Origin of the sequence: Noviluteimonas caseinilytica, assembly GCF_018406605.1 — a bacterium.
GTDB classification, from domain to species: domain Bacteria; phylum Pseudomonadota; class Gammaproteobacteria; order Xanthomonadales; family Xanthomonadaceae; genus Noviluteimonas; species Noviluteimonas caseinilytica.
Map to the genome: position 1 here is coordinate 2,746,022 of NZ_AP024545.1, position 23,786 is coordinate 2,769,807.

Genomic DNA, 23,786 nt, shown 5'->3' on the forward strand with positions numbered 1-23,786 from the left:
TTCGGGTCAAGGCGCCTCGTCCGACGTAACCAAATCGGGCCGTACGAGGTTGCGGCGCTTCGACGCCAACCAGAAGAACATCGCCAAGGCGTAGAGATTGACACCAATCACGGCGCTCCCGCCCGCGGCAACTGAGAGATGGAAGCCGAGCGTGAAGGACCATTGGAATGCGGGCGATGTGACCTGGAGGATTTGCACCGTATAGAACACGCAGCCCAGTGTGATTGCCCAGCGCTGCGATCTCAGTAGGCCAACGCCGGCAACAATCCCGAGCAAAGCAAGCGACAAATTTGGCACGAGGAAGCCTAGGGACAGGTCATAGGCGGACGCAATCCAGCAAGCCCACGCCGTTCCGAGGCCGCCGTGCAACAACAAGATGCTGGCGATGGCCCGTTGATGTTTCATGTCTTGGCGCTTCCCGAATCAATTTCCGACTTGCACTGCGCAGTCGGTGAATCATCCCGCAAATAGACGCCGAGAGAGATCGTCGTTTGCCCACTGCCGCGGTCCTCGGCATGAAATGTGAGTTGCCATCCATTGCGGCAGTAGTTTGCTTCGTAGACCCCCCATCTGAGCTTGCGCCGATCGGTAAGAAGCCAGCCTTGCTGCTTCGCCGTAATCAGGAAATCCGCCGTCAATCGCTCCGCGCGTTGTGACGACACGAACTTCTGCCTGATGCCGACTGGGCCGCCGTGATTGACCTGGGTGCTGGTCCCGACAGGACGCATTTCTGGTGGCACGATCAGATCGCGTTGCACTCGCCGAGCGTTTTCCAGGGCGTCTTGGTTTGCACGATTGATTGCCCACTGGGCGAAGGTCGACAACGCTACTGCAGTTGCAAAGAGGGCAAGAGTTCCAAAAGCGAAATTCAGGTGCTGGCGCTTCATCACCACCATCCACCAAAGATCTTTCCGGCGCTCCCGGAGTACGAGTGTTCGGTCATGATGCCCGGCGTGCCGAATCCAACATTGGTCGCCGATCCAGCGTCGTTCCACGATCGACTCACTTCGATCCCGAATGCGGTGCCGACGGTTGTGACTCTGCCCATGATGAACTTGTCAACATCGTCGCCGTCTGGACAGCCGTCGAGGAAGCCTGCGGTGAGAGAAGCGCCGCCGCCCTTGAACCAACGTGCAGGGTTGTGCGAGTTGACCAACCCTCCACCACCAGAGAAGAGCGTCCCATTCTTCGTCACGGTGTAGTGCAGAACAGTGACGCCGAGGTTGATCTGGAGTGTGAAATAGTCCGGCAGTCTCCTGATTCCGCCTTCCCACAGAGTGCGAGATCCTCCGTTGTTGAAGGATCCCACTCCCTCCAGTCCCAATGGGTCGATGTATGAAGCCGGGTTGGCGTTCGCATAGCCAAACGTATTTATTCCTCCTGCCAAGCCGATAGGATCTATTTGCAAATACCGACCACTCCGCTGCTCATAGTCGCGATTGACGTTATGAAACAGCCCCGATTCCGCATCCCAGTATTGCCCCGGGAATCCAATGTTCAATCCGCCAAAGGTGTCGAACTGCACGAACCGCTTGAACGCATAGTTGCTCGCGCGCCACACCGTGGCCTTCGCCGCATTCGTCACGACCTCCGGCCGTCCCAGATGGTCGTTATGCACCGCATGCAACTGGTTGTTGCGCACCAGGCCGATCAGTTCGTTGCCTAGCCAGATGTAATTCGTCCATTTGCCATCCTCACCGACCTCCGCAAGCAATCGATGCCCCTCGCTGACGAACCGTCGCCCGCCAGTCGCAGCCGACCACTTCCCGACACGTTGGTCGAGGGCATTGATCTCGTATCGGGTTTCGACGCCGGCGCGGGTATGCGCCGCAATCCGGTTGAACGTGTCGTAGGCGAGCGCGTGCATGACGCCATCGCTGCCGGAATACGCGGTGGTGTTGCCGACGGCGTTGGTCATCCAGGTGTCGTTGAAATGTCCGCTGCGCGCGCGCAGGCGGTTGCTGGCGGGATCGACGTCGTACGTGGTCGGCGTGCCGCTGTCGTGATGGCCAATGCGATTGCCCACGGTGTCGTACGCGTAGCCGGACGCGTAGCCGGAGCCGCTGATCGCTGTCAGCCGATCCAGCGCGTCGTAGCCGTAGTCCTGTGTCAGGTTGGCGTCCAGGCCGTTGGTGATGCGCGTGATTTGGTCGATCGCGTTGTGCTGGTACGTCAGGCTCTGCTTGACGCTGGCCGCGTCCTTCGCGCTGATCGCGGTGACGCGGCCGTCGAGGTCGTACGTGTAGCTGCGCGTGATGCCATTGCCATAGGTCCAGCCGGTGGCGGCGCCAAAGGGTTGGTACTGGATGCCCGTGGCGACCGGAACTTCGCCGGCGCCGAAGCTCGCGTAAACCCCGGTCAGTGCGCCATTCGCGTAGACATGGCGGACCTTCATCCCACTCGGATACTCGATGCCGGTGACGCGGCCCATGCCGTCGACGGCGTACCCGGTCTGGTCCAGCGCGCCGTACACGGACTCGCGTTTGGACAATGGGTCGCCCAAGGGCGTGTAGGCGTAGTGCGCCGAGTTGGTGCTGATCCACGCGTCGCCTTGCCTGGCTGCAACATCCGTCCCGCACAGGCGTCCCTTGCCGCCGTCGCACCAGTCATAGGAGTACGTGCGCCCGCGCTGGGCGTTCCCGGTCCATGTCGGCCGGCCCGCCCCGTCGTAGACATGGAGCAGGACGGTGCCGTCGGCGCGTGTCAGTTGCGTGCGCAAACCCGCGTCGTTGTACTGCATCGTCGTGGTGCCGCTGTCCGGGCTGTATTGCGCCCACAGTTGCCCGAAGCCGTCGTACACGTACGCGGTGGCATTGCCGCGCGGATCGATCACGCGCGTGAGGCGGTCGCCGGCGTCATGCGTGAACAGCGTGCGGGCGCCGGCGGCGTCGATATGCTCGACGACTCGGCCCAGGGCGTCGTAGCGATTCGTCGTGGTGCGGCCCGCGGCGTCGGTGACGGTGGTCGGTTGGCCGACGTCGTCATACGTCGTGACGACGCGCTGGCCGGCGTTGCCATGCGCGACACGCACGCGGCCGAGTTCGTCGTACTCGGTGGCGGCGCTGCGCGTGATGGCGTCGACGCCCGCGATGCGCCGCCCGCTCTGCGCGAGGACCACCTGGCTGTTGGCGTTGTACGTGAAGCGCTGGAAATCGATGTCGGGCGGCGGGGCGGGCTGGACGACAATGGACGCAGTCGGCGTCTGCGCCCCGAACCACGCGACCCCGTCGCGCACCATGCGCCATTGGAACGCATACGTGCCGGGCGTCGATGGCGCGGTGATCGGGTACACGAAATGCACGGTGCTGCCGGGCGAGACCGATCCCGGGACGGCGACACGATGCAACCCCCACGTCATGTTGTCGCCGGGGTTCTGCGATCCGAGCCGATCGTTCTTTGCTGGCGCCCACGCGGCATTGCCCGTGTTCCTGACCTGCACGGTGACGTTGGTGGTCGTGCCCGCGATCATCGTGGCCGGCACCTGCTGCGAGACGACTACCGCGTCCAGGATCACGTGCGGCACGCCGAAGTGGCCGGAGTTCGCAAGCAAGGCATTGGGCGCCCCGTTGAGGGCGATGCCGTGGACAAAGATGGCCTTCCCGCCATGCGCCTGGCGGAAGTCCTCGAACAGCGGGATGGCATAGCGATGCCACGTGCCGCTGGTGCCACAGGATTGCGAGACAGCGGCTTCGCTGTAGAGATTGGCCTTCACCGCGACCACGAACTGGCCGATGCCCGCCGGCCCGCCGATGTACAGGTGCACGTCCATCGACGCATTGATGCCGGGCGTGCACGCCCATCCGTGCAGTTCGGCGTTGGCGCCCGTCATCCACACGCCGTCGATGGTGCCCTGGACCGCGGCCACGCCGGGCCGGTCTTCGTAGTCGCACTTGTGGCAGGCGTACGCGCGGAACGGGGGCGGCTCGTGGAAGTAGCCTTCGCCGGGATCGCCTTCTTCGAGGAACGACGCGCCGTCTCCCAGCGAAAACACGCCCACGGCCATCGGCGCGGGCGCCGCCTTTTCGCGCGTCACTTCGACGAGGCGGCTGACACCGTCGTACGCGTATACCGTGCGCACGCCATCCGGCGTGGTGAGCGAGGCGAGGTTGCCGCGGTTGTCCCACGCCTGCGTGGTGGTGGCGGCGATGCCGTTGACCCAGCGCGTCAGGGTCAGCAGGCGACCGCGCGCATCGTAGGTGCGATCGATGATGCCGCCGTTGGGGTTGGTTTCGCGGCCGGGCTGTCCGAGGACGTTGTGGTTGGCGTAGGTGGTCGCGTGGCCCAGCTCGTTGGCGATGCTCACCACGTTGCCGAACGCATCCGCCTTGGTCACCACGGCATCGCCCGTCCCCGGGAGCGGGCCATCCACCGTCACCGAGGCCACCATGCCGTCGGGATGGAACGTGTAGCGGTACTCCGTGGCGCGCATCTGGCCCGTCACGCCGTGCGGGCTCAGGTTCGTCGTTGCGATGCGATCGAGCAGGCCATCGTTGCGATAGCTGTAATCCAGCTGCACGACGCCGGTGACCGACTGTCGCGTGGTGCGGCCGTTGGCATCCCACGCATACGTCGTCTCGCGTGCGTCGGGTGTGCCCGCGGCTTCGACCTTGCGCAACAACAGCCCGGAAGGCGCGTGGTCGAAGTCGATGAGGTTGCCCGCGAAATCCGCCACCAGGTCCTCGTGTCCGTTTTCGTCATACGTCACTTCGCGATAGGCCGCCGGACACGAGGCCGACGCATGCCCCGTCGCGGACTGCAGCTTGCCGGTCTTGTAGATCGACGTGGTGCGCTTGCCGAGCGGATTGGTGTGCTCCACGCGCAACGTGCCATCGGCCTGGTCCGTGTATGCGAACGTGTGCCGGTCGGCGCCGCCCGCGTGTTCGGTCAACGTTGCGCGACCATTGGCGTCGTACGCGAACGTGGAATAGCGCACGCCATTGAGACTCTTGCCCAGCAGCATCGCGTCGCGCAGCGGATAGTGGTACGTGATCGTGGTGCCGGGGGTGCCCGGCTGCACCACGGACTGCAAGCGCTCATATGCGTCGTACGCGTAGGTGAACGCATTGCCGCCCGGATCCACCACGCGCGTCATCTGCGGCCCGATGGGCGTGTCGGTCCAGGTGAACTGGATCGCGCGACCGGACGTGTGCGTCACGCGCTCCAGCAACGGTGTCCAATGCATGGCGTGCGTGCGGTACTGGAATGCCAGGCCGACGCCGCGCGGGTTCTTCTGGCTGGTGATGCGTCGGTGCGCGCCATAGGTCTCGACGGTGTTGTCCGGCGCGTACAGGACGTGGCCGCCTGCGCCGTCTGCGACGATGCGGCTGCGACCGTCAGGCCGGTCTTCCCACCACGCCACCGAGGGCGTCGTCCGGTACACGTAGCGCAACTGCGCACCGCTGGGGCGATGCGCAACGATGGACTGTCCGTCGGCATGCACTTCGAGCCGCAGGTCGAAATTGGTGAGCCACCGGCTACCGAAGATGAAGCCGGCGGAGGCGTGCTGGTTCCAGGTGCGGGTGAGGTGCAGCGGCATCTCGCCCGCGCTGGTGAAGTCGGTTTCGGCCTCGATCTTGTTGCCCGTGGACGGGAAGATCGGATTGCCTTTCGCTTCGCCGCAGGAATCGGCAGGCGCACCGCCATTGCCTTCCGTGCCGTGGCCGCCGATGTCGGCCGCGTCGGGCGCGAGCGTCGAGGTCTGCCGGTTGAGCAGCTCCCACAAGTAACGATTGAAGCCGTCCGGGTAGAGCGGGGTGGGCGGGATGCCGACGACGGTGACGCGATCGATGACCGGCGTAGGGGGCGGCGGCGGGGTGACCTGCACGCACACCTGCTGCCCATCCTTGTCGGTCTTGCACTCCGTGCCCGACTTGAGCGCGTGCGCGATACCGGGCGCCAGCAGGACTGCGGCGGCCAAACTCCAGCGGGCGAGCGCCATGCGCCATCTCCAGGTTGAATGGAGGTAGCGTCGTGTTCCCGTGCGGGACGAAGATAGTCAGCGGCGTCTGCGATCTGGACGGAAACCGCTCCCGTCTATTGCGGGCATCTGGCCAGCCTTCACGCATTCCCAACGGCGCTCGATTACGGTGCCGCTGCATGGGGGCCATGGAGCGCGGGAATGATGACGGGTCGTCTCTTCGCAGCAACGTGCTTGCTGTTGGCCTTCGGCGCGTGCCGCGCTGAAGGATCCCTTGTCAAATCGGAATCCGAAGGCGCGTGGCTTTCAAAAAGCGAGACCTCGGATTCGTGGCACTTCCTGTACTACGGCGCCGACGGCCGTGGTGCGGCGGCGTTCTACGACCGGTCCCGTGGGTCGGGATTTTGCTTCCGGCACGCTGCCGAAACAAATGGCGTCATGTCGGCAAACCTGACGGGATCGCAGTTCCACCGCGCCACTGTTTTCTTCGGCGGCTTCAAGTTGTCCGACGGAACGCCGGGACTGCTGACCGGCACCATCTTCCTGTTCTCACAGGAAGGGACGCAGGAGAAACTGTTCAACACGATGTTCCTGCGGTTGTATCCAGTCGCCGACGCCAGCCAACTCCCGTCGCCGGCGAAACAATTGATGGTGCGATGCGGGCTCAGCGCTTCCCGCCCGCCTGCACGCGCGGAAAAAAGCGCAGCACGAACGACAGGTACACCAGCCACAACGCGAACCACGCCGCCGCGACCACCAGCAATCGGATCGTGAAGAGGATCAGGCTCGGCGTCAGGAACAACAGGATGCAGCCGAGCAGCCAGGCGCGATCGCCGCGGCGCGCGTACCGGGCGCGTTCCGCATCCTCGATGCGGCCGCCCAGCGAGGCGGCGTAGTAGTAGAAGGACGAGAACGCGAACGAGAACGTCGCCACGCCCATCACGATCAGGCTGATCTGGTACGACCACGCGTCGATCTGTCCGCTCGCGAACTTCGGATACAGGAAGAACAGCAGGAACGTGAAGATCGCGATGCTGGACGCCGCGAGCTGGTACGACCGGTTGACGTTGGCGGCGGCAAGTTCGTCGGTCATGGGGTGTCGCTCCTTTGCATCGACGGGAATCGCAGGGCCGCGGAGGCCGCGCGCAAAGGAGGTTACTCCCCTGCATAATCGAACCCTTGACGGCAGTGGGGACTCCCGGAAGGCCATGTCCACGAGCGAGCGGGACAACTGGGGAAGCTGGTGCAAGTTCCTGCTGGGGAGCGTCATGGCGTCGACCGGCGCCGCCAACCTTTATCGCTACTTCGCAACGGGTCGTGTCCATCATCATCCTTCGCGCCTGGTCCCCCTGGACCTTGCCGGGCCGGACGCAGCGCTGTACTACAGCCTGTATTGCCTGGCAGGCGCGTTCCTGCTGGCGGCCGGGATCCGCGGCCTGACGGCGAAGTGAGCAAGTGAGCGCATTGACTGCAGCCCCGGGGGAAACGATGAAGCCGAACATCCAGCTTGTCCGCCGTGGCCACGTCGCCATCGACCTCGTAAAGCTGGTCGTCTGCGCGATCATCTTCACCCACGGCATCCACCGGTATCTCTACGGCGAGATCGCGCCCCTCGGCGACGCGCTCGCATCGTTCGGCTTCCCGTTTCCGCAGGCGCAGGCGCAGCTCGTCAACCTGGCCGAAACCGCGGGCGTCGCGCTGATCGCGTTGGGGGTTTTCGTCCGCACGCTGTGCGCCGTGCTCATCGTCATCTTCGCCACCGGGATCGCGCTGATCCATTGGCAGCTCGGCTTCTTCATCATCGGACCGGGCGAGGGCGGATGGGAATTCAGCGCGTTGCTGATCGCCTGCTTCACCGCGGTGGCGCTGGACTATTGGCCGAGTCGCGATGGCGCAATGCATGTCGAAGCTTCGCAACGCCGGTGACATGCGCGCTTCGTTGAGGCTCCCGGATCAGTCGATCGCAGCTACCCCAGCAACCCCACCACCCCGGTCGCCACGTCATACATCGCAGGCACCACTTTCAACGAACCATTCTTCACCCGCGAACTCACCACCGTGGACGCATGCGTCAGCGTGCTCACCTGGTTGAGGACGTGTCTCCGCGTAACGTCGTCCACTTCGGCGCCCGGGCCGCCGCAATCGTCGATCGCCGGCAGGATCCCGGCGAACAACGCGCTGATCTGGCCCGGCACTTCGTCGTTGCGGATGGCCGCCTTGATCGCGCCGCAGTTCGTGTGGCCCATGACGATGATCGCTTTCACGCCCAGCACGGCGACGGCGTATTCGAGGCTGGCGATGACTTCGGTCGACGCGGTGTTGCCCGCGATGCGCGTGACGAACACGCGGCCGATGTGTTCGTCCAGCACCAGCCCCACGGGCACGCGCGAATCGGCGCAGGCGAGGATCGCGACGAACGGGCGCTGGTCGTACGCCGTCTGCGCGTGCAGCACGTCCAGTTCATCGCGGGAGACCGACGCCAGGCCTTCGACGAAACGGCGGTTGCCGGCCAGGGCCAGCGCGATGGCGGCGTCGGGGGTGTCGGGCAGGGGTTCCATCCTTCAAGCAACGCACGGGTGGCGGCGCACCCGGACATTCACACCGACAGGCCCGCGTCGCCCTCCACGACGCTCTGCCGCATCTGCGGCCGTTCACCCGCCTGCCAGAGTGCGATTTCATGGCGCACGCGATACCGCAGCGGCCCGCCATCCGTGCCGGGGCTGCGCGCGATGGGCCGCGGGATGCAGACGAATTCGGTGACCATCGTGGTGGCGTCGACGCGCACCGTCGAGTAACCGTGCCCGCCCATGTCGACGAAGGCCAGATGCGGCGCCATGTCGGGATTGCGCACCGCGTAAGCCTTCGTCCGATCGCCGCGCTTCGCGTATTCCAGCGCGGAACGCACACCATGCCGCAGCAGCAGGTTGATCGTCGCCTGCGACGGGCCGCCGCCCGGGCTGGCGAGGTACAACGGCCGCAAGGGATCGTCTTGCTTCACGTTGTGTTCGTTGGCCTCCACCGTGCCCGGCGCGGAGATCGAACCGGTGACGAACGTGACGCCCACCGGTTCGAACGCCGCAGGCGGCAACGCCTTCGCGGCATAGCCGGCCCAGAAACTGTGGCGATCGCCGGACACGATGGCGAACCCGGTGATGCCGGCGTCGCGCACGGTGTCGAAGATTTCGGCGCGCTCGTGGTACGTGGCGCCCCAGTCGCCGGTGGCCATGACCGCGAAATCCTCGTTGGGCCACTTCGCCAGCGTGGGCGGCAGGTGCTGCGGGTCCACGCGCCAGTCGGGCGTGCCCAGCGAATTGCCCCAGATCTTCCACGTGCCTTGCGCACTGCGCAGGCGTTCGAGGAACCAGGTCTTCTGCTTCGCGCCCAGCATCGTCTGCGCGGCTTCCTTCGCGCGGTAATTCGGGATGTGCTTGTCGCCGAACGACAGCGTGGCCGGCGGGTGGCCGTCGGCATAGTCGCGGCCGCCGTCGAGTTGCCGTGCCAGCGTCTCGGGGACGAAGCCCAGCGTGTCGCCTTCGAACAGCGGATTGATCTCGTCGCGCGAACCCGGATCGCGCGAACGGAAGCTGCGTTGGTCGGTGAGCAGCAAGTCGATGTGCCGCCCCCAGCGCAAGGCGCGATACGCGATGAGGCTGTCGATCGCGGCGAGGTTGTTGGGTTCCTGCCCCAGGCCGTCGTCGTCGAAGGTGGTGACCGGGGCATCGACCACGTGCGGCGCAGCGAACGTATCCAGCGACGCGCCCGGCGGCGACACGCGCGCCGGCTGGTATTCGAACCACGCCTGGTTGGCGGCCACCTTCAGCGTCTGCGCAGGCTCCAGGCCCGCGCCGAATTCCTGGATCGACTGCCAGCCCTGCCACGAGAATTCGTGGTTGTCCCACATCGCCACGAACGGAAACCGCGCACGTGCATCCTGGATGTCGGGATCCTGCAAGTACGCGTGGTAGAGCGCGCGGTAGTCGTCGAGCGAGCCGGGCACCGTGAAGCGGTTCTTCGCCACCGCCTTGCCGTGTTCGAACGTGATCGGGAACGTGATGACGCGATCGTAGCGATGGCCGTTCTTCACCTGCGACGGGACCTGCACGACCTCGTAGATGAAGTCGCCCAGGTGCAGCACGAAGCCGATGCGCTCGCCGGGTGCCGCGCGTTCGTCTTCGAAGATCATCTTGCGATAGGCGTTCTGCGCGCCTTCGCAGATGTTCTGGCAACTGACGAAGGCGAAGCGCGCGGGCCGCGCATCGTCGTGCGCCGGCGACGTGAGCGTGCGACCGATGCGGCTGCCGTTGCCCTCCTCGTCCACGAAGCGGTACCAGTATTCGCGGGCCGGTTGCAGGTCGGCGACCAGCACGCGGCTGGTCCAGTCGGACGCGGCCTGCACGCGCGCCGACGCCGTCGCGACCACGCGCGTGAACGCGGGATCCTCCGCCACTTCGACGAGCAGCGTGGCGCCGTCGCGCCCGTCCGTATACGGGCGTCGCGTCCAGAGCAGGGCGCTGTTGAAGTCGGGGTCGCCGGAGGCCACGCCTTGCGGATACAGGTCGCGCCGTTCGCGCCAGCCACTCGACGACGGCTGCACGGACGCGCAGCCCCAGGCGAGGGTGGCGCCCAACGCGGCGGAGAGTTTCAGGAACTGGCGGCGATCCATGGTCGGCATTCGGGCCTCTGCAGCACGGCGCGCGGATCGCGGCGTCGCCACGCTAGACCTGATCCCCGGCGCGGGAGCCTGCCGGAAGTCACCCGTGCGAAACTCGGCCGTTCCAACGGATCGGCGCAGCGCAATGATCGAGCTTCCCGTCAGGGACCCGTGCGACCTGTGTGAAACGGCAAGCCGCGAAGATCGCTGGGCGATCATCGAGGAAAGCGAACACACGCTCACCCTGATCAATCCGTGGCAGTTCGAAGTCGGACAGTGCTGCGTCATCACGCGGCGGCATGTCGCGTTGTCGATCTTTCGCCCGAGGAATGCGCGGCCATCCTGGTCCAGGCGCAGCGCGTGGCGCAGGCGTTGGTCAGGGCTTACCACCCGCTCGGGATCCTGACGTTCCAGAACAACGGGGTGTACAGCGGACAGGAAACGCCGCACTTCCATTTCCATGTCGTGCCGCGGCAGGCGGGGAGCGATTGGGGGATCGGGCCGCCGCAGCTGGCGACCTTCGATGGGGCGGGGCGGCTACGCGGGACGGTGCATGATGCGGGCGGGGATGCGCAGCGGCGGGAACGTGTGCGGGCATCGGCAAGCCAGCTGGCGGAGACCGTGGCGTTGATTCGTTCGAAACTGCCGGAGTAGGGGCGCATGGCATTCCAAATCCTGTTCATCACCGAAGGCGACGCCATCCATCCTGCTGCCGAGATCCAGTTCGATCATCAACGGCTCTGCATCGTGCGTTTTTCGCCCGCGGGCGCGCCGGAGCTCGAATTCGTCCAGGACCTTTACGTCGGGGGGGACGTAGCGATGATTTTCCCGTTCGAGGAATTCATGGACACGCTTCGCATTGCATTGGACGACCTGGTTGCGTGGCGGCAGAACCTGGAGGAATTGGATCGATGATCAGGACTATCGGCAAGCCGCGTAGCTGGTGGCTATTCGCCGGTTCCTGCGCGACTGCACTCCTGCTGGGGTGGCTTGTGCCTCGGGCTTTACTTCGCCGGGGTGCATGCTGCGGGGCAGATCGGCTTCTGTATCGTCGTGGCTTGCGGGGTAGTCGCCGCCGTCTCGTGCATCCGCTACTTTGCAGGCCAGATCTCAGGACGTTACAGCGACCTGAGCGGCAAGCGCTGGACGGAATTGCCGTGGTAGCGATCGCCGCACCCCACTCACTTCCGGTCACGCCATGTCATACCCAACGCTTGAAGACCCCGCGTTCGATCGTGCGATCACCTTGCGGGACGCCTATCGGATCATGGAGCGATTCGCGAGCGCTTACCTGGCGCGCGGCGACACCTTGGTCTCCGACTTCCTGTACGCCTATGCAGGGGAATGCATCGGCGGCGGAGTGACGGATCCAGTCGCCATCGGCGATTTCCTCGACGCTGCAGATCAGACGTTGAACCCGAAGGAATGAGATCGTGTTGAACTGGGGCAGGATCGCAAAGTACGCCGTCGTGTTGTTCGTCGTGCAGTGCGTGATCGGACTCATCGTGGGCTTTTTCACGCCCGAGTTGTCGGGCAGCGTTCGCATGCACTGGCTCGGCACACACGGGCCTACGATCCTCGTGCTCCTGGAATGGCTCGTGCTGGTCTGCGCCCTGCTGGTGGGCACGGGCATCGGACGGAAGTTCCTGTGCCTGGCGCTCGCGTGTGTCGCGATGGGCGGTTGCACGTCTGTTCGCCCGGATGGCACGGCGCTGACGGGCTCGGCCGGCTTTGCCTGCGACATCGATGATGGCCCGGCCACGCTCGCCCACCTGCAAGCCAACGGTGCCGGCGTGACGTGGATCTTCAACGTCCATGGCCAGTCCCCCGATGGGCTGGATGGCGAGTATCCGATCAACGCCAGCGGACGACGTGGGTCGGCAAGCCTGCGAATATGCAACGACGCCATGGACTGCACGGCAGCGGTCGAAGGCACTGTCGTCGTCACCAGGCAGCATCGACGCCGGTTGGAGGGTTGGTTGGCGTACCGTTTGCCATCGCAGGCATCACAGCGTCGAGCGTTCGTGGCGGACATCGACATGGCGGATCGTGCAACCTGCCCATAGCCGGCAGGCGCATGGAGGACCGGGATGAAGATCCGATGGATCATGTTGGCCGCCCTCGGGATTGCCATGCATCCCGACGATGCCCGCGCCGCGAATGCAGATCCTTGCGACAGCGCAGCCGGCATGGCCGCGGAAGCCGCGCTTGAATTGAAAGAGGCCCGGTTGAACGCCGGTGCATTCGTCGGAACGTTTGAAATCGAAAACGCCAGCAAGACGAGTTCGATTTCGGTCGGGCTGGTCAGCGAGTCGGGCGGCGAGTTTGCCTTCAGGCCCGACTTCTCCATCGAGTCCCTCGACTTGTCCGGCCAATGGCGGCGGTTGATCGACCTGCCTGGCAGCTATCGGACGGGGCCGGCGATGCGCGTCTTGCCGCCCGGAGGAAAGCAGCAATTCAAGGCGATCCTGATGACGGCCGAAACGGCACGCCTGGATGCCCGTGAATTCAGATTGTTGTTGCGCACTTACAACCCGCGCCTTTGCGTCAGGTCGGTGCCTTTCCATGGCCTGCCGCCGAAGCCGCCCGTGCAGCGGCCGGAGCCGACACGACTGGTGGCCAGGCCCGGGGTTCCATAAACTCGCACCGTCCAACGATCGAGCCAGGCCCACATGGGGACGATCTTGAGCTTGATGGAACGCCTCGCCCAGCGCGCAACCCCCGGGCGCATGCCCGTGGCCGTCACGCCTTTCGGGTTTACCGTCGGGTCCATCTTCGTGGCCTGGCAGCGGGTTTCCGCGATCGCGGCCTGCATGGTGGATCGCACGACCGCGGACGCGGTGTCCCTCGAGTTCGCATTCGACGACCAGACCCTTGCGGTCAGCGAACTGCAGCCCGGATTCGATCTGCTGGAGGCCGCGATGGTGGCGTGCTTCCCGACCACTGCCGACTGGCGCCAGCGTGTCCTGCACGCGCCGTGCGATCCCTTCCGCGCGCTGCTTTTCAAGCGAGCGCCCTGATGCGGGATTTCAGGAACGGCCTCCGTCGCGTCACTGGTCCCGAACCCACGGAGGCAGCCATGCAGCGCATTGTCATTTCCGTACTCCTCGCGGGCCTGCCACTGCTGTGCCATGCGCAGCAACCGCGCGTGTCCGAGCCCACGCGCGTGCAAAGCCCGGACACGGCCCCCTTCGACGCGCTCCATCGCACGACCGATCCGCGCAGCCCGCAGGCATTCGCATTCCTCCGTGCGTACGGAACGCCTTCGGCGCAGCAGGTGGCCGCGCACGGGTGGCCGGTGGCGGCGTCCTTGCCCGAGGGACTTGCGCGGCACAAGCTCGGCAGCCGGGGCGCGATCGAGGATCAGCCCTACGTGCTGCTCGTCGACGCAGACCACAAGCGCATGTACCTGCTGCGACAGGATCGGCAGGGCGCCGTCGTGTATGGGCCCATCCAGTATCCGCGCGGCATCTGAGTCCCGCGACGCCATGCCGCAACCCGCCGATGCCGTCCTCTCGGTCATGCTCGCCGTGCCGGACGCGGCAGCCGCCACCGCGTGGTATCGCAGCGCATTGGGTGCGGAAGAACTGTGGAATCTCGGTTCGGTCGTGGGCCTGGTGATCGCGGGCGCACCGGTGTTCCTCGGCGAGCCCGCCAACAATGGTTGGGACTTTCCTGCGCGACTCGGGATGCCCTCGGTGCGCATCGAAGTCTTCTGCGACGATCCGGATGCGTTCCTGTCCCGTGCGGTCGCCGCCGGCGCCGTCGGCCGCACATATCCGACGCGCTTGCACGACATGCCGTGGGGCCCGCATCGCCAGGGCAGTTTCGTCGATCCGTTCGGGCACCTGTGGTTCGTGGGGGATCGTTCGCCGTTGAAGCAATCAACATGAGCGACGCACCGGACGATCCCGCCGCACGCCGCCTCGACCTGGCAGCCAAGCGCGACGCCTTGTTCGCGCAGCAAGCCGAGCGCGCGGCGCAGCAGCGGCATGCGGAAGAAGCGGCGGAATTCCACCGTTATCACGGCGCCGCGCTGGAAGCGGCGGGCGTGCGGCATGCGTTGCACTGGAACACCGAGGCCGCGCGCGGGCCGCTCACGACGTATCCGATCGGATTCGCCAGCATCCGCTGGGATTTCGTGCCGCATGCCGTCCGCCAACAGGGCGAGAGTCCGGCGCGCCTCAAGGAACTGCTCGAGGAAGCCTTGCGCGCCCTGGACGTGGCGCCCACGACGACGGTGATCGTGGACTGGTGCGTCTCGCGGCGCCCGCGCGTCGCGCTGTCCGCGGCCGATGCGTGCGCGCATGCGATCGCGTTGATGGCGTGCGCGTCCGACACGTGGGTGTATGCGCAGGGGGCGACGTGGGTGGTGGAGATCCACCACGACGGGTGGGTGACGTATGCCGACCGCCCGGGATTGCCGGAACATGCGGGTGACGGATGGCGGGACGAACGGACCGGACGCTGAGGTTGGGCGGAACGCAATCCACCCCCGCATGCGGCATGCTGTCGCCATGGACGCCAAACCCTTCGCGCCCGCCTGCGAGCGCAACCGTGATCCGATCCTCGCGGTGCTGCGCACGCAGTTTGCCGATCGCCGCAACGTGCTCGAAGTGGGCAGCGGCACCGGGCAGCACGCGGTGTACTTCGCGGCCGCGATGCCGTGGCTGCGCTGGCAGTGCGCCGACCTGCCATCCCAACTCCCCGGCATCCGGCAATGGCTGGACGAAGCCGATCTTCCCAACACACCGCCGCCGCTCGCGCTCGACGTCAGCGGGCGATGGCCGGCCGGGCCTTATGACGCAGTGTTCAGCGCGAACATCCTGCACATCGTCGGCTGGCCCGGGGTGGAGGCGTTCTTCGCCGGCGTCGGGCGCGTGCTCGAAGCGGACGGCATGCTCGTCGTGTACGGGCCCTTCAACGAAGGCGGCACGTACACCAGCGAAAGCAACCGCGATTTCGATGCGTGGCTGAAAGCGCGCGATCCGCGTTCCGGCATCCGCGATCTCGAAGCGGTGCAGGAGCTTGCGGCGCAGGTTGGCTTGCATGCCGTCGACAACGTGGCGATGCCGGCGAACAACCGTTGCCTCGTGTGGCGGCGGCAGGCGCGGGCAGCACGATGACGCGATCCATCTACGCCGTAGCGCGCGTGCCCGCGCTGATTCGATATGGCATCGCCGCGATCGTCGCGGGTTTCATGGTGTTCGCGGGCGTCGCGTTGGCGGGGGCAGGGCACGGCTGGGTCGCTGGCGGCTTCGGATGTTTTGCCCTTGCGCCGATCTGCTTTGTCGCGTGGGCCAATGCGGTGGGTGCGCGTCCGTCTCGTCCAAGGGCGGTGGCAACCGCGGGCCTGGCGCTGGTCGCCTGCATCGTCGTGGCCGTCGCCACGTCCTTCGAAGGCTTCGCACGCTTCGTCCACCATTGGTCCGCGGTCGGCATCGGCGGAATCCTCGTTGCAGGATTTGCTTATCTCAATGCGTTGCTTGTGTCTGCGGTAACGATCAAGCGTGCAGGGTGATTGGATACACTCCGCCCATGCGCGCAAAGGACCTGCCTCGTCGTGTCCATTGGCTCGGAAGGGGCCTGTTGCTGGTTTCCGCCGCGGGCGTCGCCTACACCGCGGTAGCGGCGTACACGCCCCATCCCGATGCCACGTTCTGGCTGCTCGCGGCGTTGTCGGTCCTGCTCCTCGTCGTGGCGCTGTTCGGCCCGGCGCGCCTTCGAAACCTTCTGATCGGCATCGCCTGAGCGCGATGCCCGCGGTGCAACGCCCCATGCAGACATTCCATTGGCTCGAGAAGTTCGACTTCGACGGACACGCGCTCGTCGTCCAGGTTGCGCAACTCGTGCGCGGCGAACCCGACGGCGCCATCGGACATCCCCTCGAAGTCACGCCGGACTCCGCCCGTTACCGCGTGCATTTCCCGGTCGTCGGGGCGTTCAAGACCGTGCCGGAATTGTTCAGTGAGGTGTCGGAGACCGCGAACAAGGTGGATGTATTCCTTTTCCACGAACCGGACAGCGCCTACGCGGCCGAAATGCAGCATGCGATGGCACTGGCAAGCGACATTCCGAGCGGCGGCGTGCAGCACTACGTGGTCCATGCCGAAAACGTCGTCACGCATGTGCTGGCGGCAAGCGCACCGCAGGTGTCGCGCGTTCCGATGGATCCTGACCCGCGGGCAGGGGCGTAGCGGCGCATGGCATTCGCTCGCGTGGTCGCGGTGCTCGCGCTGGTGTGTGCCGTGTTGTCGGTCGCACTCCGTGCGCGCGTGATCAACGTGCTCAAGGCGGCGGGCCTCCACGAACACTTCGGTTCGCCCAGGACGCTGTCGCATGGCGACTTCCTGCACTACCGCGTCGTGGGCATCAGCTGGAAGCAACCGATCACGCCACACAAGCTGCTGTTTCGATCCTTCGTCGCGTTCGCGATCCTCCTGGACCTCTGCTGCGTGGTCATCGGTTTGTGGCTGGCGTTCGGCAGGCGTTGAAGCCGCGGGACGCCTTCGCCACGCGCCGATGTTCGTTTTCGTTCACCGAGAGAGCGGCGTTCTCATGGGCGCCGACCGACCGTCGGATTCCTGGCCGACGCCGAATGGGGCGTGCGTAGTCTAGGGCGGCATCGGCGCATCCAGGAGCGTCGCACGTGCGCGCGCGAACGGCATCGAAGCGAACGCTCCGCTGGGGCGCCGTGGTCCTGGCGGCCGTGCTGGCGTGCGTGCCGGTCGCGGCGTTGGCGCAATGCGCACCTCGCTACCTGGACATCAACAACGCCATCGAAAAGGGCGCGATGCCCGACCTGCGTGGGTGCACGTGGGAAGAAGGGCAGCGGTTCGTGTCCCGCATGCAGGGCGAGGCGTCGCGCGTGGATGGGAACTCTGCGCTTGCGGTGGGCGTTGTCTACGACCAGTCGCCGGTCGCCGGCACGCAAGTGACGCCGGGGATGGGCGTTGCGCTCAGTGTTTCGACGGGGCCACCGCCGCCGCCACCTCCGCCACCGCCACCGCCACCGCCACCGCCGGAAGGCACCGACGTGTCCGTCGTCGCGCAGGCCGGCGGCAATGGCGTCGCCGTCGGCACGCCGGACACGTTCGAATTCGTGGTCGCGAATTCGGGACCGTCCCGCGCCGTCGTGACGATCGTGTTCCGCGGGACGAATTTCCTGTTCGATGCTGCGAGCAGGAATGCGTGCCCCGGCAACGACCATTCCACCACCTGCCGCGTCACGCTCGACAACGGCAGGAAGACGGTGTTCGGGATCGTGGGAACGCCCGAAGGCGAGGGCGACTATCGCGTGTCCGCATCGCTCCGCGTCGAAAACGTGTCCGACTCGAATCCGGACAACAACGCGTCCGATGCGGCGCCACGTCGCACGCCCGAACAATCGACCGAGGGACCGGTCGCCGCGACGACGACAACTCCAACAAACGGCCCGGTGGCCGCCACGACGACTGGGCCAGCAAGCGGTCCCGCAGCCGCTACGACGACGGGTCCGCCAATAGACAACGCGTCGATCGGCCCGCGTCCGATTGTCGAAGACGTCTCCGACATCGTGGTCACCGTCGACTCGCTCGATGATCGGTGGGTGCTCCGCAAGAACCTGCATTTCCAGGTCAACCTCTGGAATCGCGGCACGCGTGCAATTCGCAACGTCGTGCTACGGCTTGGAGCGCGCCACAACCTGGGCGGCCATGCGTGGTCCGACGCGCGTTGCACGGACGATCGATGCACGATCCCTGTGTTGCAGGCCGGCCAGACGGAAATGTTGACGGGCGAGTTCACGACGCCCTTTGAAGGCGAAGCGCGTGCCACCTTCCTCGTGACCTGGCGCGTCGGCCGCGAGACGCACAGCAGGGCAGCGCAGCTCGCAGGCATGGTCGGCCGACCGGGATGGCCACCATGGGTCTGGATCCCGATCTGCGTGGGGGGCGTGCTGACGTTGGCGTGGATCGCCAAAGTCGTCCCGTGGCCGCCGAACCCACCGGCCCCCCCTGGCGTCGGACCAACACCGAAGCCAGCGCCGCCGACCGCGCCGACGGTCCGCGTCACTCCCATCGACGCACACATCGTCGACGCCGCCCCGACCTCCGGCATCCCGCTCACCGCACCACCGCTGCGCATCCACGTCGTCGTCGCGTTCGGCGATGCCCGCGTGCACGGCAATCTCCCCGTCTCGAAGAAGGAGCCATGACCATGGCAGCCGACAACGACCATCAGCGCGTGCGCGATCTGCTTCCTGCGGCGTACGACGACTTCGAGGGTGCGGTGCGCAAGCGGCTCGAGGAGGAGCCCGATTTCCGGGATCGTGGCTTCGGCGATTTCGTGTGGCGCACGGTCGGCGACAAGGCGCTGGCGGCCGTGCACGACACGCTCGATTTCAACGTGTTCGGCGTGTTCGCGCGCGCGTGGGCGAAGGCGAACGAGATCAGGCAGCATGCCGAGGCGAGCCTGGCGACGCCGGGCGAACCGGTGTACCTGCGCCTGGGCGAGCACACCGCCACGGCGACATTGCAGCCGACCATCGAAGTCATCGTCGATCCGTTCGGGAAAACGCGCATCCCGCTGGACCTGGACTTGTCGGCCGTCTTCGAAACCGCCGAGCTCACGTTGCGCAACGGCGCAATCACCGAGATCGGCGCGGGCAGGTGCAAGGTGACGGCGTTGCTGAAGCTGGGTGGCAAGAAGCTGCACGATCCGGAAGCGTCGCCGCCACTCACGCTGGGACGGCGACTGAAGCTCGAGCACCCGCTGCAGGTCGTGGAGCCGATGGCGCCGGGGGAGACCTGAGCCGCGGAGCCCTATCGCTCCACCGCACCGATATCCGCGCGCCCGCCCACCACGCGCGGGAAGCCTTCGCCACGCTGGTCGACGTCGAAGCCCGCCACGTTGTTGCCGCGGTTGATCGCGGGGCTGCCGGACAGCGGCCGATGCGTCAGCGTGCGCCCGCCGTTGTCGGCGAGCGGGCCGAGCATCGCGTCGGTGTTGCGGATCGTGTCGGCGGGCAAGGTGACGAAGATCGAATTCTGGACCAGGTTGTCGCTGCCGAGGATCACCGTCGGCGGCGGCCGCGGGAACGGACCGGAATTCGTGTCCTGCCCGGTGACGTCCCGGCTGATGCCGCCCAGGCACGTATTGCCCGCGAGGATCGAACTCTCCACGTGGAATTCGCCGTACAGGGTGAGCACGCCCGGGAAACAGTTGGTGTCGAATCCGGTCGTGGTGACGTTGGCGGTGATCGTGCTGTTGACGATGGTCCCGGGGCCGATGATCTGGCCCAGGCCGATGAACGGTGCGGCGTTGCCCGAGATCGTCGAGTTCTCGATGGACGTGTTGGGCGAGAGGTTGAACCCGCCGATCGAGTTGACCGCGGTGTTGCCGGAAATCGTCGAGTAGGCGATGCGCGACGGCGTGCCTGTGCCGTGGTTGAAGACATCCATCGCGCCGGACGAGACCCGCGCGTGATTGTCGGAGATGCTCGAGTAGGTGATGTCGACGCTGCCGAGGGCGCGGAGCCCGCCGCCGGACGCCGCCACGTTCCGGAACACGCGCGAGCGGTGCATGCGCAGGTCGCCGCCCACGAGGTCGGCGGTGCCGGGCACGATGGTGCCGAGCGTCAAGCCGCCGCCGCCCGAGGACCGGCCCTTGGCGCCGTTGTCGTACACCGCGCTGTAGAACAGGGTGATGTTGCCCGCGGCGTAGATGCCGCCGCCCAGCGCGTCCAGGCGTGCGTATGCGCCGCAGTGCCGCACGTGGATGTCGTTGCCGTCGAAGTTGCCGGCCGTGAAGATGCAGCCCCCGTTCGCCATCTCGGCGCGGTGCTGGCCTTGTTCGATCGTCAGCCCGCGCAAGTGCAGCGTGCCGGTGCCGTCGTGCCGGAACACCGAGCTGCTGTAGTTGCCGCTCACTGCGAACCGCGCGTAGCCAGGGCCGCGCACGGTCAGGCTGGCCTGCGGGATCATGATCGCGCCGGTGGTCAGCACGATGCGGTGGCAGGCGAGGGGACGCAGGTCGATGGTGTCGCCGCTGGTGGCCGAGGTGACCGCCGCCCGGAGGCTGCCGGCGCCACTGTCGTTGCAGTTCGTCGGCGTGAGCGTCGCGGCCCGGGCTTCCGGTGCGATGCCGAGTGCGCCCAACGTTCCGAGCAGCAGGCACGCTCCGATCGTGGTCACGGGGATCGAACGCGACATGGCACAACTCCGCGCATGGGGAGCGCGACGATGGAACCGGTGCCGTGGAGGCGGTGTGCAATTCGGGTGAATGGGATCGTGGCTCCTGCATCGTGCAAACTCAGCGATACGCCGCCTCCACTGACGCGGCATCGGAAGCCACCATGAAGCGCCCGACCCAAGCGTTCCTGCTGATGACGGCCATGCTCGCCGTCGCGTCCGATGTTTTCGCTCGGGACGACGACGCCTTGGTGGAAATGTTCCATGAGATCGCTGGTCCGGCGACAAAGACGTGGTCGCTGCGACTGGAGCCCGACGGCGACGTCGTCGAGCATCGTGGCGACTTGTCGCGGCGGCGGGAGCGCATTCGCTGCAGGCTCAGCCCGGTCGAGGCGGATCGTGTCGTGGCCTCGGCGCGACAGTGGCTGGATCCGGTGCCAACGCGGGTCAGAACCAGTGGTCCGCTCCAATTCGACGGCCCGTACAAGACCTTGTCGGTCCGACAGGGTGCGGACCTGCGGATGTCCTGGTGGGACGCACCTGCGAAGACGAACCTCAACGCGGATGAGCAAGCGTTCGTGCGTGCGTGGAACGCGGTCGAGGCGTTGCTCGATTGCCGCGGCAGGAAGTGAAATGTTGGAGGCCGCTCGACTTTTTCGTTGGCTTCCGGTTGCATACCGCGGTCGAGACTTCATGAGGCAGTCGATGGAATCCTGGGCGTCGGTTCTCGTTGGTGGGCGTGTCGACGCCGTCGAGCAATGGGAAGACCGCTCATGGGTCGTAACGCTCTCCAACGGATATCGCGTGCGCATCGAATCGCTATGGCGCCTGCTCTCGTCCGGGACGCTCGTGCTCACCAATCGCGATGACGGGCAGCACTTCGGCCGTACTGCGCCGGTCAACGCCGCGTGCGAACTCGCCAGCAAGTTGCGCGGCTGCACGTTGACGGATGTGCAGGTCACTGCGGGAACCGCAGACCTCGCGCTGCGGTTCGATGGCTATACGCTGCAGGCGATCGCGGAGTCGAGTGGCTACGAGGCCTGGCAAGTGGAATCGCCGACGGGCACCCTGGCCGTGGGCCAGGGCGGCGGCAACGTCGTGGTCTGGGACTGATGGGGAGCGCACGTGTTTGAAGGAAAGGGCGGGTGGTGCGCGTCGTTGATCATGGCGGCATTGGTCTCCGGGTGCATGGCGTCGAGCCATCGCGTCGCGCCGGGGCAAGTCGGTGTCGAGGTCGAAGCGCCGGACGTGCCATGCGATGCGGGCCATCGCGACATTGCGGTCAAGGTCCACGTGCGCAACGACAGCCGCGGCACCCTGCGGTTCTGGATCAGGCACGTCGCCGGCGCACCCGATGCGCTGAGTTGGTTGTCATACGCCGTGCTGGACAGCGCCGGCAACGCCGCAGCGCAACATGGCGCGGGTGCGCATGGTCCGTTGCCGCAACCCACGTTGACGATGGCGCCCGGCAATCGCACGGTGCTCTCCGCCACGCTGTACGACATCGGCGAGGCCGAGTACGCGCGGCGTTTCCGTCTCCGCGTCGAGGACCAGGACGAGCATTCCTGGACCACTGCGGCTTTCAGGCCGTGCGTGCAACCCGAGTGACACCCCGAGGCCGATCACGACAACACGCCATTGACACGCCCGGGAGGACAGTCCGCATCCCCGTGCCGCAAGAGGTGGCGCGATGCAGACCAAGCTCATCCAGTTCGCCGCCGCCGCCGGGTTGTTGTTCGCCGCGTCGGGCGCCCATGCGCAGACGTTCACCGTCACCAACTGCAACGACACCGGGGCGGGCAGCCTGCGGGCCGTGGCGGAGTCGGCACCCGATGGCGCGGTGGTCGCGATGGATGCGTTGCCATGCAATCGCATCGTGCTTCGCACCGGACCGATCCGCTTGCGACAGCCGGTCCTGCAGATCCAGGGCCCCGGCCTCGACAAGCTCACGGTGAGCGGCGATGGCCGCAGCCAGGTCTTCGTCCACGCGCCGCCGGCCGATGCCGCATTCACTTCGCTCGCGTTGCGCCGCTTCACCGTGTCGTGGGGCCGCGCGCTCGACGGCGAGGCGTTCGGCGGCTGCATTTCCACCACCGGCGGCGTGTCCCTGCAGGACATGCAGGTCCACCACTGCCTCGCGCGCGATAGCCGCAGTGGCGGCGATGCCGGCTACGGCGGCGCGGTGTACGGCGGCGCCGGCGTCGTGCTCACCCATTCGATCGTGCATACCAATCGCGCCGACGGTGGCGACGGCGGTGGCGTGTATTCCGGCGGCCCCATCAGCGTCAACAACAGTCGCGTCTCGAACAACCAGGCCTCGGGTAACGGCGGTGGCTTCGTCGCGCTCGAAGGCGCGCACGTGGAGCTGAGCAACGTCACCAGCAACGTCGCCGGCGGCGTCGGCGGCGGCATGTGGGTGGACGGCACGGGCCAGACGGACCGGCTCATCACGATCATGTTCTCGACCATCGCGCGCAATCGCGCGCACACGGCGGCGGGCGCGTACTTCTCCGCCGCCAATTCCACGCGCCTCATCGAGAGCACCGTCTCGGGCAACGTCGCCGACGAAAGCCAGGGCGGCGTGGTGTTCGACGCGGGTTACATGACCCAGGAAGTCATCAACAGCACGATCACCGCCAACCGCGCGCTCGCGCCCGGCGCGGCCGGATGCCTGGGCAGCGGCGCGTCGGTGCGCATGCGCTTGCGCCTGAACAGTTCGATCGTCTCGGCCAATACCTGCGCCGGGATGCCGGACGACCTGGCGAGCGTGGACGATCCCGGCGCGACCGGCGCGCTGGGCAACAACAACCTGCTCGGCGCGATCAACCTCGTGTTCACCGGCAACGGCACCGTGCGCACCAACAGCCCGCGGCTCGGTGCGCTGGCGTTCAACGGCGGCGTGACGGAAACGCACCTGCCCCTGGCCGACAGCCCGGTCATCGACAAGGGCAACAACAGCCCGGGATTCGCGACCGACCAACGCCGGCGCAACTTCGTCCGGGTGAAAGGCGCGGCGGCGGACATCGGGGCCGTGGAGCGGTGACGATCC

General features: G+C 66.4%; 29 protein-coding genes. 22 read left to right on the forward strand and 7 right to left on the reverse strand.

The annotated features are described in order from the left end of the window. Positions 1–6 precede the first annotated feature (6 nt). The 4 genes from LYSCAS_RS13310 to LYSCAS_RS13325 form a co-directional block, all read right to left on the reverse strand. Positions 7–405 carry a hypothetical protein gene (locus LYSCAS_RS13310; protein WP_213434514.1) on the reverse strand — a complete coding sequence of 133 codons (399 nt, stop codon included), beginning with the start codon at positions 403–405 and terminating at the stop codon, positions 7–9. After that, positions 402–887 (reverse strand): hypothetical protein, encoded by a 486-nt coding sequence (locus LYSCAS_RS13315; protein ID WP_213434515.1) that lies wholly within the window; start codon positions 885–887, stop codon positions 402–404. The genes LYSCAS_RS13310 and LYSCAS_RS13315 overlap by 4 nt, the downstream gene beginning before the upstream one ends. Next, positions 887–5,938, reverse strand: a complete 5,052-nt coding sequence (locus LYSCAS_RS13320; protein ID WP_213434517.1) for an RHS repeat-associated core domain-containing protein — start codon at positions 5,936–5,938, stop codon at positions 887–889. Before LYSCAS_RS13320 ends, LYSCAS_RS13315 begins: the two co-directional genes overlap by 1 nt. 643 nt (positions 5,939–6,581) lie before the next feature. Beyond that, complete coding sequence (locus LYSCAS_RS13325) at positions 6,582–7,010, reverse strand: hypothetical protein (protein WP_213434518.1); 429 nt, start codon at positions 7,008–7,010, stop codon at positions 6,582–6,584. Positions 7,011–7,125: 115 nt separating this feature from the next. Here LYSCAS_RS13325 and LYSCAS_RS13330 point away from each other — a divergent pair, with 115 nt between their 5' ends. After that, complete coding sequence (locus tag LYSCAS_RS13330) at positions 7,126–7,368, forward strand: hypothetical protein (RefSeq protein WP_213434519.1); 243 nt, start codon at positions 7,126–7,128, stop codon at positions 7,366–7,368. Positions 7,369–7,405: 37 nt separating this feature from the next. After that, positions 7,406–7,843: a DoxX family protein gene (locus tag LYSCAS_RS13335; RefSeq protein WP_213434520.1), complete on the forward strand. Its 438-nt coding sequence runs from the start codon at positions 7,406–7,408 to the stop codon at positions 7,841–7,843. Positions 7,844–7,884: 41 nt separating this feature from the next. Here the strand turns inward: LYSCAS_RS13335 and LYSCAS_RS13340 are convergent, their stop codons facing one another. Continuing rightward, on the reverse strand, positions 7,885–8,475 hold the full coding sequence (locus LYSCAS_RS13340; protein ID WP_213434521.1) for a carbonic anhydrase: 591 nt from the start codon (positions 8,473–8,475) through the stop codon (positions 7,885–7,887). Between the two features lie 38 nt (positions 8,476–8,513). Then, complete coding sequence (locus LYSCAS_RS13345; protein ID WP_244858545.1) at positions 8,514–10,580, reverse strand: alkaline phosphatase D family protein; 2,067 nt, start codon at positions 10,578–10,580, stop codon at positions 8,514–8,516. Positions 10,581–10,844: 264 nt separating this feature from the next. Here LYSCAS_RS13345 and LYSCAS_RS13350 point away from each other — a divergent pair, with 264 nt between their 5' ends. The 16 genes from LYSCAS_RS13350 to LYSCAS_RS13425 all read left to right on the forward strand — a co-directional run bounded on the left by LYSCAS_RS13350 (position 10,845) and on the right by LYSCAS_RS13425 (position 19,358). Further along, positions 10,845–11,222 carry an HIT family protein gene (locus tag LYSCAS_RS13350; RefSeq protein ID WP_213434524.1) on the forward strand — a complete coding sequence of 126 codons (378 nt, stop codon included), beginning with the start codon at positions 10,845–10,847 and terminating at the stop codon, positions 11,220–11,222. 6 nt (positions 11,223–11,228) lie between these two features. Further along, the gene (locus tag LYSCAS_RS13355; RefSeq protein ID WP_213434525.1) at positions 11,229–11,483 is read left to right on the forward strand and encodes a hypothetical protein; all 255 of its coding nucleotides are present in this window, start codon (positions 11,229–11,231) and stop codon (positions 11,481–11,483) included. A gap of 352 nt (positions 11,484–11,835) precedes the next feature. Continuing rightward, on the forward strand, positions 11,836–11,997 hold the full coding sequence (locus LYSCAS_RS13360; RefSeq protein ID WP_213434526.1) for a hypothetical protein: 162 nt from the start codon (positions 11,836–11,838) through the stop codon (positions 11,995–11,997). 4 nt (positions 11,998–12,001) lie between these two features. After that, entirely contained in the window at positions 12,002–12,634 is a 633-nt protein-coding gene (locus LYSCAS_RS13365; RefSeq protein ID WP_213434527.1) for a hypothetical protein, read from the forward strand. A 24-nt stretch (positions 12,635–12,658) separates the two neighbouring features. Continuing rightward, positions 12,659–13,207: a hypothetical protein gene (locus LYSCAS_RS13370; RefSeq protein WP_213434528.1), complete on the forward strand. Its 549-nt coding sequence runs from the start codon at positions 12,659–12,661 to the stop codon at positions 13,205–13,207. Positions 13,208–13,261: 54 nt separating this feature from the next. After that, the gene (locus LYSCAS_RS13375) at positions 13,262–13,588 is read left to right on the forward strand and encodes a hypothetical protein (RefSeq protein ID WP_213434529.1); all 327 of its coding nucleotides are present in this window, start codon (positions 13,262–13,264) and stop codon (positions 13,586–13,588) included. Positions 13,589–13,647: 59 nt separating this feature from the next. Further along, entirely contained in the window at positions 13,648–14,043 is a 396-nt protein-coding gene (locus LYSCAS_RS13380; protein ID WP_213434531.1) for a hypothetical protein, read from the forward strand. A 13-nt stretch (positions 14,044–14,056) separates the two neighbouring features. After that, positions 14,057–14,461, forward strand: a complete 405-nt coding sequence (locus tag LYSCAS_RS13385) for a VOC family protein (RefSeq protein ID WP_213434532.1) — start codon at positions 14,057–14,059, stop codon at positions 14,459–14,461. Then, a complete protein-coding gene (locus tag LYSCAS_RS13390) occupies positions 14,458–15,039 on the forward strand; it encodes a hypothetical protein (RefSeq protein ID WP_213434534.1) in 582 nt (193 codons plus the stop codon). The genes LYSCAS_RS13385 and LYSCAS_RS13390 overlap by 4 nt, the downstream gene beginning before the upstream one ends. Before the next feature lie 46 nt (positions 15,040–15,085). Then, positions 15,086–15,694, forward strand: a complete 609-nt coding sequence (locus tag LYSCAS_RS13395; RefSeq protein ID WP_213434535.1) for a DUF938 domain-containing protein — start codon at positions 15,086–15,088, stop codon at positions 15,692–15,694. After that, positions 15,691–16,089, forward strand: coding sequence for a hypothetical protein (locus LYSCAS_RS13400; RefSeq protein ID WP_213434536.1), 399 nt, complete (start codon positions 15,691–15,693; stop codon positions 16,087–16,089). Before LYSCAS_RS13395 ends, LYSCAS_RS13400 begins: the two co-directional genes overlap by 4 nt. A gap of 68 nt (positions 16,090–16,157) precedes the next feature. Beyond that, positions 16,158–16,319 (forward strand): hypothetical protein, encoded by a 162-nt coding sequence (locus LYSCAS_RS13405; RefSeq protein ID WP_213434538.1) that lies wholly within the window; start codon positions 16,158–16,160, stop codon positions 16,317–16,319. A gap of 26 nt (positions 16,320–16,345) precedes the next feature. After that, positions 16,346–16,765 carry a hypothetical protein gene (locus LYSCAS_RS13410; RefSeq protein ID WP_213434539.1) on the forward strand — a complete coding sequence of 140 codons (420 nt, stop codon included), beginning with the start codon at positions 16,346–16,348 and terminating at the stop codon, positions 16,763–16,765. A gap of 6 nt (positions 16,766–16,771) precedes the next feature. Next, positions 16,772–17,062 carry a hypothetical protein gene (locus tag LYSCAS_RS13415; protein WP_213434540.1) on the forward strand — a complete coding sequence of 97 codons (291 nt, stop codon included), beginning with the start codon at positions 16,772–16,774 and terminating at the stop codon, positions 17,060–17,062. 155 nt (positions 17,063–17,217) lie between these two features. Beyond that, positions 17,218–18,762 carry a PASTA domain-containing protein gene (locus LYSCAS_RS13420; protein ID WP_213434541.1) on the forward strand — a complete coding sequence of 515 codons (1,545 nt, stop codon included), beginning with the start codon at positions 17,218–17,220 and terminating at the stop codon, positions 18,760–18,762. Further along, a complete protein-coding gene (locus tag LYSCAS_RS13425; RefSeq protein ID WP_213434542.1) occupies positions 18,759–19,358 on the forward strand; it encodes a hypothetical protein in 600 nt (199 codons plus the stop codon). Before LYSCAS_RS13420 ends, LYSCAS_RS13425 begins: the two co-directional genes overlap by 4 nt. An 11-nt stretch (positions 19,359–19,369) precedes the next feature. On the opposite strand, the gene LYSCAS_RS13430 is transcribed toward LYSCAS_RS13425, so the two are convergent. Further along, complete coding sequence (locus LYSCAS_RS13430) at positions 19,370–20,758, reverse strand: choice-of-anchor Q domain-containing protein (protein ID WP_213434544.1); 1,389 nt, start codon at positions 20,756–20,758, stop codon at positions 19,370–19,372. A 143-nt stretch (positions 20,759–20,901) separates the two neighbouring features. On the opposite strand from LYSCAS_RS13430, the gene LYSCAS_RS13435 reads away from it, so the two are divergent. The 4 genes from LYSCAS_RS13435 to LYSCAS_RS13450 all read left to right on the forward strand — a co-directional run bounded on the left by LYSCAS_RS13435 (position 20,902) and on the right by LYSCAS_RS13450 (position 23,780). Continuing rightward, the gene (locus LYSCAS_RS13435) at positions 20,902–21,369 is read left to right on the forward strand and encodes a hypothetical protein (protein ID WP_213434545.1); all 468 of its coding nucleotides are present in this window, start codon (positions 20,902–20,904) and stop codon (positions 21,367–21,369) included. A 73-nt stretch (positions 21,370–21,442) separates the two neighbouring features. After that, positions 21,443–21,850, forward strand: coding sequence for a DUF6188 family protein (locus LYSCAS_RS13440; protein ID WP_213434546.1), 408 nt, complete (start codon positions 21,443–21,445; stop codon positions 21,848–21,850). Positions 21,851–21,862: 12 nt separating this feature from the next. Further along, positions 21,863–22,345 carry a hypothetical protein gene (locus tag LYSCAS_RS13445; protein WP_213434547.1) on the forward strand — a complete coding sequence of 161 codons (483 nt, stop codon included), beginning with the start codon at positions 21,863–21,865 and terminating at the stop codon, positions 22,343–22,345. An 82-nt stretch (positions 22,346–22,427) separates the two neighbouring features. Then, a complete protein-coding gene (locus tag LYSCAS_RS13450) occupies positions 22,428–23,780 on the forward strand; it encodes a choice-of-anchor Q domain-containing protein (RefSeq protein ID WP_213434548.1) in 1,353 nt (450 codons plus the stop codon). Positions 23,781–23,786: the final 6 nt, after the last annotated feature.